This window comes from Nocardioides sp. (assembly GCF_025964975.1).
GTDB lineage: Bacteria > Actinomycetota > Actinomycetes > Propionibacteriales > Nocardioidaceae > Nocardioides.
Map to the genome: position 1 here is coordinate 1 of NZ_JAOPXV010000135.1, position 12,666 is coordinate 12,666.

Genomic DNA, 12,666 nt, shown 5'->3' on the forward strand with positions numbered 1-12,666 from the left:
CCGAGGCGCTGGCGCATGCCGAGCGAGTAGTGGCGCACGCGGCGCCTGGCCTCGGTCGTGGTGAGGCTGACCAGCTCCAGCATCTCGTCGACGCGAGAGCCGGGCAGGCCTATCGTGGCGGCGGCGACCGCGAGGATCTCGCGGCCGGTGCGACCGGCGTGCTGGGCGGAGGCGTCCAGCAGGACGCCCACCTCGAGGCCGGGGTTGGGGAGGTCCGCGAACCGTTCTCCCTTGATGGTCGCGGAGCCGGATGTCGGGACGGTCAGACCGACCATCGCGCGCATCGTGGTGGACTTGCCGGCGCCGTTCGGACCGAGGAAACCGGTGACGCGGCCGGGCTGGGCGGTGAAGGAGACGTTGTCGACGGCGGTGAAGCCGGCGTACCTCCGGGTCAGTGACTCAACAGTGATCATGGGGTCAACCCTCGCGGCGGCGACGTGAGGGCACATCAGGTGCCGACCCCGGCTGGGCCCCCGTGCAACCCCACCCCAACCCTGAGCCACTTCGGGGGCACCCTGAGGGTCAGGCAACCTTCAGGGGTCAGGCAACCTCCGAGCGTGGGGTCAGCGGAACCTTGATTCGGCCGAGCACGTAGCGGTCGCCGGCCCTCGACGTCAGCGCCAAGGACATCGGGGCGAGGTAGCCGCCGATCGAGTGCACGCTCAGCGCCAGCGTGTAGCGCCCGGCTGCCAGGCCCGGGACGGCGACCTTCGCCGCATGCGAGCGGGTACCGGGCAGCACCCGGCGCAGGTCGATCCCGAGTGGGGCGTGGCCCGCGACCGAGCCGTCACGGCGGCGGAACTCGAGTCGCGCCTGCCACGCGTCGTACGTCGGGGCGGAACCCAGGTTCGTCCAGACCGAGCTGACCTTCACGGTGCTCCGCCCGTGGACCACGCGAGGCAGGGTGAGGCTGCGGAGGGTGTAGCGGTAACCACTGCGCTTCACCGCGTCGCGCCAACCGGCGGCCTCTCGGGGCGTCATGAGGGCATATGAGACCTGGCGGTTGCCGCTCGAGATCTGCGACACGTGGAACTGCCGGACCTGCTGAGCGCCGAGACTGGGGCTCGTGGTGGTGGTGCCGCACCACTCGCTGATGACGGGCGCACGCTTCCACACCTGCTGGAGCTCGGAGCTCGACGGGATCAGCGAGAACATGTTGTGCTCGCCGAGGCAGTCGGTACGAAGACCGATCCGCCTGCTCAGGCCCAGCGCCGCCTCCACGAACGTGGGGTTCATCGTGTTCACCACCACGTGCTTTGTTCCGAACGCCTTCAGGACCTCTCCGATGACGCGCTTGCTGCTGGCGCTGGTGATGTCGGCCCCCTGGTGGTTGGTGTGTCCCTCACTTCAGGCGCCGTAGCCGCCGACGTCGACCCAGCCCAGCCGCGGGTCGTCGCCGTAGCGGGCGCCGAGTTCGGCCATCAGCTGTTCCCACTGCGCCAGGAACGCCTCGCTGTTCCAGTCCGGGATGTCGGTGCCGGGCTGGAGGGGGACGAAGCTCGGGGTGACTGCGGGGAGGTCGTCGCGGAGGTGCATCCAGCAGCCCGGGCAGCAGGCCATGACGCGGAAGCCGAACCTGCCTCCTCGGGCCTCGGCCGCGGCCAGACCGGCCTCGAACCACGAGAAGTCGTAGGCACCGTCGCTAACCTCGATCCGCCCCCAGTAGACCTGGTCGCGGTAGTGGACGTCCGGCGTGGCCCAACCCTCGGGGCCGTCGGCACCCAGCCAGGCATAGGGACCGCGCAACGAGTTGGGCAGGTGGGGTGCGCTCCACGGCAACGGCTCAGGGGTGAATGTCCTGTCCTCGGCGGTCGCGCTGCCCGGCATCGCCGGTGCGCTGAGGACCGCAGGGCGACGGTGAGGAGACGGACGACTGCCCGGTTGAGAGCACGACTGTCTGCACGCGGCATCGGGGGACCTTGTCACGAGGAGGGGGAGCTCCGACGTTACGCGGGTCGGGTCCGACGCGAAGCAGATCGGCCGAACGTGCATCATGTCTCCATGAGCCACACCGTGCCCGCCAGCTCCGGCACCCAGACGACCCGCCGCCTGGGGGTCGAGCACACCGGGATCGAGATCATCGACGAGGCCGACCGGACGGCCCGCCCACGCGACCTCTTCTGGCCGTGGTTCGCGGCCAACGTGAGCGTCTTCGGGCTCAGCTATGCCTCGTTCGTCCTCTACTTCGGGATCTCCTTCGCCCAAGGCGTGCTGGTGACGGTGGTGGGCATCGTCATCTCCTTCGTCCTGTGCGGGGTGATCGCCATCGCCGGCAAGCGCGGCTCGGCGCCGACGATGATCCTCAGTCGGGCCGCCTTCGGCGTACGCGGCCAGAAGGTGCCGGGCGTCATCTCCTGGCTGGTCTCGATCGGTTGGGAGACCTTCCTGGCCATCCTGGCCGTGCTTGCGACCGCGACGATCTTCACCAGGCTGGGCTGGGGCGGCGGCACCGGCACGAAGGTCGTGGCCGCCGTGGTCGTGGCTGCGCTCATCGTCGCCGCCAGCGTCGCGGGCTACCACGTCATCATGAAGATGCAGTCCGTGCTGACGTGGGTCACCGGCGTGGTCACGGTGCTCTACATGGTGCTCACGATCGACGACATCAACTGGGCGGCCGTCCAGGACATCCCGTCCGGGTCGACGCAAGCGGTGATCGGCGCGTTCGTGATGGTGATGACCGGCTTCGGCCTGGGCTGGATCAACATCGCGGCCGACTGGTCGCGCTACCAGAAGCGCACCGCCTCGGGATCGTCCATCGTGGCGTGGAACACCTTCGGCGGCGCGCTCGCACCCGTCATCCTGGTCGTCTTCGGCCTGGCGCTGGCCGGCTCCTCCACCGAGATCCTCGACGGCGTCGCCGGCGACCCCATCGGCACGCTCGCCACGTTGCTGCCGACCTGGGCGCTCGTGCCGTTCCTCCTCGCCGCCATCCTGTCGCTCGTCAGCGGAGCCGTGCTGGGCATCTACTCCTCGGGGCTCACGCTGCTCTCGCTCGGAGTGAAGCTCGAGCGCCCTCACGCAGCAGGCATCGACGGCGTTCTCCTCACCCTGGGCACGATCTACGTCGTCTTCTTCGCCGAGAGCTTCGTCGGTCCCTTCACCAGCTTCCTGATCACGCTCGGTGTCCCGCTGGCCGCATGGGCCGGGATCATGATCGCGGACCTCACGCTGCGCAAGCGCGACTACGACGACGCCGCCCTCTTCGACGCCAGCGGTCGGTACGGCGACGTCGACTGGGTCGCGATCGGCACCCTGGTCGGCGCGTCGGCCGTCGGCTGGGGCCTCGTGATCAACACCATCGAGGGAACGACCTGGAACAACTGGCAGGGCTACCTCCTCGGACCGCTCGGCCTCGGCGGCAAGGACGGGGCGTGGGCCTTTGCCAACCTGGGGGTCCTCGCGGCCCTCGTGATCGGCTTCGTGATCACCCTGGTCGCTCGCCGCTCCACGGTCGCCCGCCAGGAGGCCGCCGCTCCAGCAGCACCCTGAGGCGGTCTCGGGAACACCGGTCCGTCGCGCGCGGTTGTGGCAGGTATGCGCATCGACATCTGGTCCGACGTGGTCTGTCCGTGGTGCTACATCGGCAAGCGCCGGCTCGAGGCTGCGCTCAGCACCTTCGAGCACGCCGAGGACGTCGAGGTCGTCTGGCACTCCTTCCAGCTCGATCCCGGTGCGCCCACGAGCCCGACCGAGTCGACCAGCGTGATGCTGGCCCGGAAGTACGGGCAGAGCCCTGCAGGTGCTCGACAGATGCAGGACCAGGTGACGTCGGTGGCGGCCGAGGACGGCTTGGCGTTCCGGCTCCCGGAGACCCTCCACGTCAACACCCTCGACGCCCACCGCTTGATCCACCTCGCCCTCGACCAGGGCGGTCCGGAGCTGCAGGGAGTGATGAAGGAGGCGCTGCTGTCGGCGTACTTCATCGAGGCCCGCAACGTCGCCGACCACGACGTGCTCCGTGAGGTGGCGACCTCGGCCGGGCTCGACAGTGCTGCGGTCGACCGGATGCTCGCGAGCGACGAACACGCCAACGACGTCATCGCCGACATCGAGCAGGCACGTTCCCTCGGTGCCAACGGGGTGCCGTTCTTCGTGATCGACAGCGCGTTCGGTGTCTCGGGTGCCCAGCCAGCCGAGGTGTTCAGCCAGGTCCTGGAGCGGGCCTGGCAGCAGTCGCACCCGTCGCTGCAGCTGGTCGGCGACGGCGATGCCTGCGGACCGGACGGGTGCGCCGTCTGAGCCGGCGCACCTTGTACGCTGGGCCGAGCACAGCGTCGTGCAGACCTCGATCATCCGACATCGAAGGAACCCGCTGTGAGCAAGCCTGTCGTCCTCATCGCCGAAGAACTGAGCCCCGCCACCGTCGAGGCCCTCGGCCCCGACTTCGAGATCCGCACCTGCAACGGCGCCGATCGTGGGGAGCTTCTGTCTGCCATCACCGACGTCGATGCCATCCTCGTGCGCTCGGCCACCAAGGTCGACGCCGAGGCACTCGCTGCTGCCAAGAAACTCAAGGTCGTGGCCCGCGCCGGTGTCGGCCTCGACAACGTCGACGTCAAGGCGGCCACCCAGGCAGGGGTCATGGTCGTCAACGCGCCCACGTCCAACATCGTCTCCGCCGCCGAGCTGGCCGTCGCGCTGATGCTCGCCGCCGCGCGACACGTCAGCCCGGCTCACGCAGCGCTCAAGGGCGGGGAGTGGAAGCGCTCGAAGTACACCGGCATCGAGCTCTACGAGAAGACCGTCGGCATCGTCGGTCTCGGGCGCATCGGCGTGCTCGTGGCGCAGCGGTTGAGCGCCTTCGGGATGAAGGTCATCGCCTACGACCCCTACGTGCAGGCCGGCCGGGCCGCTCAGATGGGCGTGCGCCTCGTCGACCTCGACACCCTGCTCGCCGAGGCCGACTTCATGAGCGTGCACCTGCCCAAGACCCCCGAGACCGTGGGCCTGATCGGCGCCGAGCAGCTCACCAAGGCCAAGAGCTCCCTCGTGCTGGTCAACGCCGCCCGCGGTGGCATCGTCGACGAGGCGGCGCTCTACGACGCACTCAAGACCGGCCAGATCGCGGCCGCCGGGATCGACGTCTTCGCCAAGGAGCCGTGCACCGACAGCCCCCTCTTCGAGCTCGAGAACGTCGTCGCCACGCCGCACCTCGGGGCGTCCACCGACGAGGCCCAGGAGAAGGCCGGAATCGCCGTCGCGAAGTCGGTGCGCCTGGCACTCGACGGTGAGCTCGTCCCGGACGCGGTCAACGTCCAGGGCGGCGTGATCGCCGAGGACGTCCGTCCCGGCATCCCGCTCACCGAGAAGCTCGGTCGCGTCTTCACCGCCCTTGCCGGCGAGGTCGCCCAGCAGCTCGATGTCGAGGTCCGCGGTGAGATCACCGAGTTCGACGTCAAGGTGCTCGAGCTGGCGGCGCTCAAGGGCGTCTTCTCCGACGTCGTGGAGGACCAGGTCTCCTACGTCAACGCGCCACTTCTCGCGGCCGAGCGCGGCACCGCGGTGCGCCTGGTGACCGACTCGGAGAGTGCCGACCACCGCAACCTGATCACGATCCGCGGCACCCTCGCCGACGGCTCGCAGGTCTCGGTCAGCGGCACGCTGGTCGGCATCAGCCAGAAGGAGCGGCTGGTCGAGGTCAACGGGTTCGAGATCGACATCGAGCCCACCGACCACCTGGCGTTCTTCACCTATGCGGACCGACCCGGCATGGTCGGCACCGTCGGGGTCATTCTGGGCGACGCCGGCGTCAACATCGCCGGCATGCAGGTCTCGCGTCAGGACAAGGGCGGCGAGGCCCTGGTGGCGCTGTCGGTCGACTCCGCCATCCCGAGCGAGACGCTGGCCGAGATCGAGGCGGCCATCGACGCCGTCTCGGTGCGGGCCGCCGACCTCGTCTGAGGTCGCCGGCCGACCTCCGGCGATCAGGCAACGGTGAGGCGGTCGGGGAGCTCCCCGACCGCCGCACCCGACCTCGAGGAACCCTGGGCCGCTACTTGTGCCCAGGCCCGCGCAAGTCGGCTGACAGCCAGCTCGAGCTCGTCGGCCGATCGAGTCCACGGCAGCCGCACGAACTGCTCCAGGCCGCCTTCGACGGCGAAGACGCGTCCGGCCGCGACCACCACTCCGAGCCGCTCCGCCTCGACCACCAGCGCGCTGGCCCTGGGGGCGGGGAGCCGGCACCAGACCGCCAGCCCACCCGTGGGTCGGTGGAACGTCCAGTCGGGCAGCTGCGCGTCGAGGGCGTCGAGCAGCACGTCGCGCTGGCGACGCAGGCGCTCTCGGTTGGCCGCCCACACCGCGTGCCGGTCCTCGATCAGGTGCACGAGGGCGAGCTGCTCGAGCAGCGGCGCACCGAGGTCCAGGCTCATCCTCGCCTGGAGCAACGTCGGCATCATCGGCTCCGGCACCCGGAGCCAGCCGAGGCGCAGCCCGCCCCAGAACTGCTTGCTGGCGCTCCCGATGGTGATCGCTGCAGGGGAGTGGGCCGCGAACGGCGCCGGCATGTGCTGGCCGTCGAGGGCCAGGGACTGGTGGGCCTCGTCCACCACCGGCGTCACGCGGGCGGCCTTCAAGGCGGCGGCGTACTCCGCTCGCTGCTCGTCGCCCATGACCAGCCCGGTGGGGTTCTGGAAGTCAGGGATCAGGTAGGCGAGCCGGGGCGCCGCCTGGCGCACGATGGCAGCAGTGGCCGCGACGTCCCATCCGTCGGGGTCCACCGGCGCCGGGACCAGCCGGGCGCTGCGGTGTCCCAAGGCTTGGGTGGCGTTGGGGTAGACCGGGTCCTCCACGACCACGCGGTCGCCGGGTGCGGTCAGCGCCTGGGCCAGCACGGCCGCGCCCGCCAGGGCGCCGCTGGTCACCATGATCTGCTCGGGGGTCGTGGGCAGGCCTCGTTCGACGTACGTCGCGGCCAGGACCTCCCGCAGCCGGGCCAGCCCGGCGGGGTAATAGCCGTGGCTGGAGAGGTACGGCGGCAGGTCGGCCAGCGCCGCGGCGTACGCCGCCGACACGCCGGCCGGCGCGCTCGGGGCCGCGCAGTTGAGGTCGATGACGTCGGGGTCCTGCGACCACGGGGCGAAGATCCGGTCCGTGACGGACTGCGCGCGCAGCGGCAGCCGGGTCACCGTGCCGGAGCCGCGGCGGGACTCGGCGTACTCCCGATCGCGCAGCTCGTCGTAGGCCCGTGTCACCGTGGTCCGACTGACCCCGAGGGCGGCGGTGAGCTCGCGCTCGCTCGGCAGACGGGTGGCCGCAGGGATCCGTCCCTCACCGATGAGAAGCCGGAGGTGCTCAGCCAGGTCGACGTAGAGAGGGCGCTCGGCGCCGCTCAGTGGACCGACCAGAGTGGCCACTCGTCGTGCAGTGATCGTGCGCGTCATGCAGGCCACTCTCCCACGATTGGCTATCGGAGAGAAGGCCAATTGCTGTCAGACTTCCCGCATGAGTGCAACCGTTCATGCCCCCCGCGTCCTCGTCGACCTCGGCCCCGTCGCCCAGCTGCGCGCCGGTCGGCTGGGTCGCCGGATCCCCCAGCTCCTCATCGGTCTCGTCCTGTACGGCGTCTCGCTGGCCATGATGGTCCGCGGGACGCTCGGGCTGGCCCCGTGGGACGTCCTGCACTCAGGCTTCATCCGGCACGTGCCCATCACCTTGGGCCAGGCGGTGGTGCTGCTCAGTTTCGTGGTGCTCCTGCTCTGGATCCCGCTGCGGGAGAAGCCCGGCATTGGCACCATCGCCAACGCGGTCATCGTGGGCCTGGCGGCGGACGCAGGCCTGGCCGTGCTGGTCGAGCCCGACGCCCTGTGGATGCGAGTGGTCCTGCTCGTCGCGGGCGTGGTGCTCAACGCCTTGGCGACCGCGCTCTACATCGGCTCGCAATTCGGCCGCGGGCCGCGCGACGGCCTGATGACCGGTCTGGCACGCCGGACGGGCTTGTCCCTGCGCCTGGTGCGCACGGCTCTGGAGGTGTCGGTGGTCCTGGTCGGGCTGCTGCTTGGAGGCGTCCTCGGGGTGGGCACCGTCATCTACGCGCTGGCCATCGGGCCGCTGGCGCAGCTGATGCTGCCGCGGTGCACGGTCGAGGTCACGGTCAGGGCGTAGGTGCAGGTCAGCGCGCGTTCCAGTGCGCAGTGACTCGAGCCGCTGAGAGCGCAGTGCCATAGGTGGAGACGTTGTCGATGGATCCGCTGAACGCGCCAGTCCCCGTGCCGCCGCCCACGCGCACGTAGCCGTTGTAGGTGTCGACCCTGGAGGTCTGGCCACTGACCCGGGCAGAGCCATCGACGTAGATGACGGTGTTCTGACGCCCGCCGGTCGACGCCGTGGACACGACGACGACGTGGTGCCAGACGTTGTTGTTGTAGGAGAGCGGGGTCGCGATGATGCGCTGCTGATTGGTGGGCCAGTTGCCGTAGGTAATCTTCCCGGTCGAGCTCATCCACACGACGCGGTCCTCGACCGACTGGGCGCCGCCGTCGGAGCCGGCCGCGAACCCGGTCAGATAGCCGCCGTCGGCGTCTCCGGACCTGAACCAGAACTCGGTGGTGTGGGTGGCCGACGAGGGCAGCGGGTTGGCGCTGGTGAGGGCAAGTGCTCCGGTTGTGCGGACCGACGTGCCGGGATTGTTCAGGAGACCGCCGGCCTCGCCGCGGATCGTCGTGGGCTTGTAGGTGCCGAGGACGTTGGAGCCGGACCGGTCCTGGGCCGTGATGGCGGAGGCTGGCTCGTCGAGGAGCCAGAAGGTGGACGGGGAGTCCGTGAGCACCGCACCGACGTAGGGCTGCGTCCACGGACCGGGGGACCAGGTCATGCTCGAGTTCCTGGTGTTGCCGGTGAAGCCGGCGTTCGCGGTGGCCGTGAGCGTACCTAGCAGCACGGTGCACGCCGCGACGACCACGGGGGAGCACCGCAGGACGTGGTCGGGAGACCTGGGCGGAGGCGTCGGCGTGTTCTCGTCGCGGTGGGTGGTCGGCGGGGTGTCGTCGGGGTCGGACGGGCCGTCGCGCGTGAACAGGTCGCGGATCAGGCGCAGCAGGCCCCACTTCGGTGGTTCGCCCGCCAGGTTGCGCGTGGCGAGACCGAACGCGGCCATCGAGAACAGCAGCCACAGGACCAGGTTCAGCCACTGACCTGACTGGGCCCACGTGACGGGCAGCCCAACGTAGGGAGCCAGGATGACGGCGGTGGCGACCACGTCGGTGCGTGGCAGGGGTGTGATGTCGGTGACCTCGTTGGCGTCCCCGGCGGTGGTGTAGTCGCCGTCGTCGCGCCGCTCCACGATGCGGTGCACGATCAGGTCCGGCTCGGCCGCGTCAGAGGCGGGATCGTCGAAGACGAACACGCGACCGACCCGGATGGTCTGGTCGGGGGTGTACGGCTTGGCGACGACGACGTCGCCCACCTGGACGGAGGGCTCCATCGAGCCGGACTTGATGACGTAGGAACCCCACCCGAAGAGCACGGGCGCCAGGGCGATCGCGACGAGGACGAGCAGGTACGCGCGGTAGATGCGGGCCGCGAGCACGGAGAGGAGGTGAGCCCAGTCGCGCAACGGATGGCTCGCTACCGAGCTGGACTCGGTGGCGGCGTCGTCGACGTCGGGGGACGCGAGTGTGGCGGTCACGTGCTCACCTCCTGGCTGGCCTTCGGCGCGACCCAAGGTCGCGCGCGGAGGTCAGGGCCGGGTCAGTTGGACTGCATCTCCCACTGCATGTCGATGCCGGTCTTGGCGCCCTGCATCGCGTCGATCTGGGCCTGGGTCATGCCGGTGGTGTCGAAGCGCCAGGAGATCTGGTAGGTCTTCGAGGACACCCCGGCCGGGACGACCCAGCCACCGAAGCCGCCGGCGAAGGAGTTCACCTGGGCGATCGCGGACAGCGGCGCATCCGACACGTGGGCAGCGCCGACCTGCGTGAAGCCCGTGCAGTCGTCGAACGACCCACCGGAGCCGGAGACGATGGTGACCATGACCTTGTTCTCCAGGCCCGACGTCGAGGTGACCGGGTTGATCGCGTAGCCCTTGACGGTGCTGGGCACGGACGCGTCGGCGGTGACAACGATGCACTTGGTCTGCGTGTCGTTCGGCAGCATGTTCGCGACCCGGAAGCGCGCGGCGCCCCCGTCGTCGTCGGTCAGCTTGACCGAGCCAGTGGCCCACTCGTTGCCCGAGTTGCGGGTCTGGCCGGTGAAGGCGGCGTACGACGCCTGGTAGACCATGCCGGCCGCGAGGACGACGGCGAGGGGGGTGGCCGCGCCGACCATGAGCTTCTGGGCGCGGAGTGAGAGCTTCGACATGTGTTCTCCAACGAAAAGCGTCGGCCGAGTCATCGGCCACGCGACGGGGGGTCGCCCCGAACAGTAGGCAACCTGGGCGCCGGTGTCCGGCGAATGACCGAAGGAGTGGTCTAGACGATTACTGACACGGGTCCGCCGCGCGTGCATCCGGGGGCCGGACGGCCCTCAGCGACGTGTCGCCACGACCGCCGACGCGTCGGGTGCGATCATGACCTCGACGGCCGTGAACCGCTCGTCGGTCAGCCATTCCTCGCGCAAGGTGTCCACGCGGCCGTAGGAGATCGGCGGCCACATCTCGCAGGGGGTGAAGTCATCGAGCACCACGATCCCCCCTGGCTCGAGGAGGTCCACGACGGCGTCGACCCGGACCGACTCGGGGTCGCCGGAGTCGAGGAAGAGCAAGGAGTAGGGGCCGCGGTCGTGCAGGGTGGACCAGTCAGCCTCGAGCACCTCGACGCTCTCGTCGTCCTCGAAGATCTCGGCGGCCGCGGTCGCCAGTCGCGGATCGAGCTCGGCCGTCACGATCCTTGCGCCGTTGCGCACGCCACTGCGCAACCAGGCCGTGCCGACGCCGCACCCGGTGCCGAACTCGGCCAGGGTGCCGGTGCGCGTGGCGGCCAGCGCGGCGAGGAGCCGCCCGGTCTCGTTGCGGCAGAAGGCGACGTACCCCGCCTTTCGAGAGACGTCGAAGGCGCGGTAGACGATGTCGGGGAGAACTGGCGGCGCACTCATGAGGCAGCGAGTCTCTCATGACAAGACCCGCGTCTCGCATCGTGAACACGTGCGGCAATGCGGCTGCGGCTGGCCGGCCCCCGTCGTAGGCTCAGCGCATCATGCGGAGCGTCTACGTACTTATTGACTGCCGCGGCGAGGCCTAACAGACAAGGCCCACTCGTCGCGGTGTTCGGCGTGGACGTGGCCTTGTCAGCAGTGGTGGTTCACACCCTGCAGTGCCGCCCCTGACGCCTCTGTTCGACGCCTCCGTCGACGCCTCGCGGCGGATCTCGCTCCGACCCACCTCGCGCGATCCGCAGGCCATCGGCCGACCTCGCTCGTGCGATCCATGAGCGGGGTCGAGTGACACCCGCCGCGCGGCGCACGGACACCACCTCACTCGACCCACCTCTTCATTGGAGACTCCCGTGTACGACCTGTATCCCGACTGGGGACCCGCCCAGCACCACCCCGACAACCCGCGCAGCATCGAAGCCACCGTGACCGCGGTCCAGGAGTCGCTTGACCTGCGAGACAACGGCGGACAACGCCCCGACGACAACTAGGTTCGTCGCTATGACACTTGCACCAGACCTCGCCAGCCGCGGCGGCACCGTCCAGCTCGCCGTCATCCCGGGCGACGGCATCGGCCGGGAGGTCACCCCCGAGGCCCTCAAGGTCCTGGAGGCGGTGGACGCTCCGGTCAAGTTCGAGCAGACCCACTACGTGCTCGGCGCGGAGCACTACCTCGCCACGGGCGACGTGCTCCCCACCTCCGTGCTTGCCGAGATCCGGCAGCACGACGCGATCCTGCTCGGCGCGGTCGGCGGCAAGCCCAACGACCCCAACCTGCCCCCCGGCATCCTCGAGCGCGGCCTGCTGCTCAAGCTCCGCTTCGAGCTCGACCACTACGTCAACCTGCGGCCGAGCAGGCTCTTCCCGGGGATCCCGTCCCCACTGGCGGCCCCCGGCGAGGTCGACTTCGTCGTCGTACGCGAGGGCACCGAAGGTCCCTACACCGGCAACGGCGGCTCGCTACGGGTCGGCACGCCCGCCGAGGTCGCCACCGAGGTGTCGGTCAACACCGCCTTCGGCGTGGAACGCGTGGTCCGCGACGCCTTCGCCCGCGCCGAGCGCCGCCCCCGCAAGCATCTGACCCTGGTCCACAAGACCAACGTCCTGGTGCATGCAGGCTCGGTGTGGTGGCGTGTCTTCGAGCAGGTCGCCGCGGAGCATCCCGCCGTGACGACCGACTACATGCACGTCGATGCGGCCATGATCCACCTGACGACCAACCCGTCGCGGTTCGACGTGATCGTGACCGACAACCTGTTCGGCGACATCATCACCGACCTGGCCGCCGCCATCACGGGTGGCATCGGGCTCGCGGCGAGCGGCAACATCAACCCCGACCGCACCGCGCCCTCGATGTTCGAGCCCGTGCACGGTTCTGCCCCCGACATCGCCGGCCAGCAGCTGGCCGACCCGACCGCAGCGATCCTGTCGGTCGCGCTGCTGCTCGACCACCTCTGCCACCGGGAGGCGTCGGCCGCCGTGGAGGCGACCGTGCTGGCGGACCTGGTCGCTCGCGAGCCCGGCACGACGCGCCGTACCTCCGAGGTCGGCGACGCGATCGCGGCTCGTCTCAACCGTTAG

At 69.9% G+C, this 12,666-nt stretch carries 13 protein-coding genes; 6 read left to right on the top strand and 7 right to left on the bottom strand.

Features of this window, described 5'->3' with window-relative positions; genetic code table 11:
* The 3 genes from JWN68_RS09975 to JWN68_RS09985 all read right to left on the bottom strand — a co-directional run.
* The coding region (locus JWN68_RS09975) for an ATP-binding cassette domain-containing protein (protein ID WP_297738257.1) at window positions 1-413 on the bottom strand (413 nt) is incomplete at its 3' end.
* Window positions 414-540: 127 nt separating this feature from the next.
* Window positions 541-1,236, bottom strand: coding sequence for a DUF4832 domain-containing protein (locus JWN68_RS09980; RefSeq protein WP_297738339.1), 696 nt, complete (start codon window positions 1,234-1,236; stop codon window positions 541-543).
* 111 nt (window positions 1,237-1,347) lie between these two features.
* On the bottom strand, window positions 1,348-1,827 hold the full coding sequence (locus JWN68_RS09985) for a hypothetical protein (RefSeq protein WP_297738259.1): 480 nt from the start codon (window positions 1,825-1,827) through the stop codon (window positions 1,348-1,350).
* Between the two features lie 174 nt (window positions 1,828-2,001).
* Between JWN68_RS09985 and JWN68_RS09990 the strand changes: the two genes are divergently transcribed.
* From JWN68_RS09990 to serA, 3 genes are all read left to right on the top strand, one after another.
* Window positions 2,002-3,489 carry a cytosine permease gene (locus JWN68_RS09990; protein WP_297738261.1) on the top strand — a complete coding sequence of 496 codons (1,488 nt, stop codon included), beginning with the start codon at window positions 2,002-2,004 and terminating at the stop codon, window positions 3,487-3,489.
* A 45-nt stretch (window positions 3,490-3,534) separates the two neighbouring features.
* Window positions 3,535-4,239: a DsbA family oxidoreductase gene (locus JWN68_RS09995; RefSeq protein ID WP_297738263.1), complete on the top strand. Its 705-nt coding sequence runs from the start codon at window positions 3,535-3,537 to the stop codon at window positions 4,237-4,239.
* A gap of 75 nt (window positions 4,240-4,314) precedes the next feature.
* Window positions 4,315-5,901, top strand: a complete 1,587-nt coding sequence (gene serA, locus JWN68_RS10000; RefSeq protein WP_297738264.1) for a phosphoglycerate dehydrogenase — start codon at window positions 4,315-4,317, stop codon at window positions 5,899-5,901.
* A gap of 23 nt (window positions 5,902-5,924) precedes the next feature.
* Here serA and JWN68_RS10005 read toward each other — a convergent pair whose 3' ends face one another.
* Window positions 5,925-7,382 carry a PLP-dependent aminotransferase family protein gene (locus JWN68_RS10005; RefSeq protein ID WP_297738266.1) on the bottom strand — a complete coding sequence of 486 codons (1,458 nt, stop codon included), beginning with the start codon at window positions 7,380-7,382 and terminating at the stop codon, window positions 5,925-5,927.
* A 61-nt stretch (window positions 7,383-7,443) separates the two neighbouring features.
* Here JWN68_RS10005 and JWN68_RS10010 point away from each other — a divergent pair, with 61 nt between their 5' ends.
* Window positions 7,444-8,103, top strand: coding sequence for a hypothetical protein (locus tag JWN68_RS10010; protein WP_297738268.1), 660 nt, complete (start codon window positions 7,444-7,446; stop codon window positions 8,101-8,103).
* Window positions 8,104-8,110: 7 nt separating this feature from the next.
* Here JWN68_RS10010 and JWN68_RS10015 read toward each other — a convergent pair whose 3' ends face one another.
* The 3 genes from JWN68_RS10015 to JWN68_RS10025 all read right to left on the bottom strand — a co-directional run bounded on the left by JWN68_RS10015 (window position 8,111) and on the right by JWN68_RS10025 (window position 11,028).
* Window positions 8,111-9,625 (bottom strand): signal peptidase I, encoded by a 1,515-nt coding sequence (locus JWN68_RS10015; protein ID WP_297738270.1) that lies wholly within the window; start codon window positions 9,623-9,625, stop codon window positions 8,111-8,113.
* A gap of 62 nt (window positions 9,626-9,687) precedes the next feature.
* Window positions 9,688-10,296, bottom strand: a complete 609-nt coding sequence (locus tag JWN68_RS10020; RefSeq protein ID WP_297738272.1) for a hypothetical protein — start codon at window positions 10,294-10,296, stop codon at window positions 9,688-9,690.
* Window positions 10,297-10,461: 165 nt separating this feature from the next.
* The gene (locus tag JWN68_RS10025) at window positions 10,462-11,028 is read right to left on the bottom strand and encodes a class I SAM-dependent methyltransferase (protein WP_297738274.1); all 567 of its coding nucleotides are present in this window, start codon (window positions 11,026-11,028) and stop codon (window positions 10,462-10,464) included.
* A 410-nt stretch (window positions 11,029-11,438) separates the two neighbouring features.
* Between JWN68_RS10025 and JWN68_RS10030 the strand changes: the two genes are divergently transcribed.
* Together JWN68_RS10030 and JWN68_RS10035 are read left to right on the top strand one after the other, a co-directional pair.
* A complete protein-coding gene (locus JWN68_RS10030) occupies window positions 11,439-11,576 on the top strand; it encodes a hypothetical protein (RefSeq protein ID WP_297738276.1) in 138 nt (45 codons plus the stop codon).
* Window positions 11,577-11,586: 10 nt separating this feature from the next.
* Window positions 11,587-12,666: a 3-isopropylmalate dehydrogenase gene (locus tag JWN68_RS10035; RefSeq protein ID WP_297738278.1), complete on the top strand. Its 1,080-nt coding sequence runs from the start codon at window positions 11,587-11,589 to the stop codon at window positions 12,664-12,666.